An 811-nucleotide genomic window follows, 5' to 3' on the forward strand; every position below is an offset into this window, starting at 1 on the left:
GCCCTGGTTAACGTACAGTTCAATTCGCTGACCGGTATTTTCAGTCTTGCTGGTTTCTTGCTGATATACGCCAGAATTTGTACAACCACTGTAGCTGCCATATTTGCCCTTCAGGCCTACCTACCTGATCATGTTATTAACTTCCTAGGGGGACGTGATGGAGCCAACACGCTTGGCAGCATGGCAAATTCTGTTAAAGAAATATTTATTGGAGGAAGTCGCAATATCCGACATACTCCTGGAATGAAAACAGATCGTCTTAAAGATAATACAAAAGGAAGTGACGACAAGGACGGAATAAAAGGATAATATCAATATAAATATTGCACAACCTCCCCATCGGCATTAAAATAATAGATAGTACGAGGGGAGGCATTATATGAAAGCTAAAAGAGAAACAACAGACAGATTTCCAACCTGGTGGCTATTTTATTATGTATTAAGAAAAGCTTATTTCTTTCTTGGAATCCCTTTTTTTCTGTTCTGCGCATTAGGCTTTACCGAAATGCTATGTTCTGATCGTTATTTCGGAAATAAGGTCGAAGATTATGTTGTCACTTTTGGTAGTTGGTTCTTATTACTTGCGCCAGGCATATGGATGTACTCACGTGCAAAAACAAGGAGAGAAAAAATAAGAAAAGTTGTACAAACAATAAAAGAGTCAGGCTTCTACTCTCCAGAGAAGGGGTATGAAGGATTATCTTTAACTCAGGGAGCTTATTTCGGTATTGACCTTAAAAATGGCACAATGTTGTATGTCCGTATTTATCCAGGCAACATTATGGATGTTATCGGTTTTGACATTCATAAT

Annotated in this window: 1 protein-coding gene and 1 pseudogene; both read left to right on the forward strand. The window is 38.5% G+C overall.

Annotated elements, in window-relative coordinates:
- Nucleotides 1–309, forward strand: a pseudogene (locus RTW80_RS26395) (hypothetical protein); the annotation flags it as partial.
- A 70-nt stretch (nucleotides 310–379) separates the two neighbouring features.
- The coding region (gene excA / locus RTW80_RS26400) for a plasmid IncI1-type surface exclusion protein ExcA (RefSeq protein WP_312721039.1) at nucleotides 380–811 on the forward strand (432 nt) is incomplete at its 3' end.

It is taken from the genome of Escherichia sp. AM3, from assembly GCF_032029835.1.
Lineage (GTDB): Bacteria > Pseudomonadota > Gammaproteobacteria > Enterobacterales > Enterobacteriaceae > Escherichia > Escherichia coli.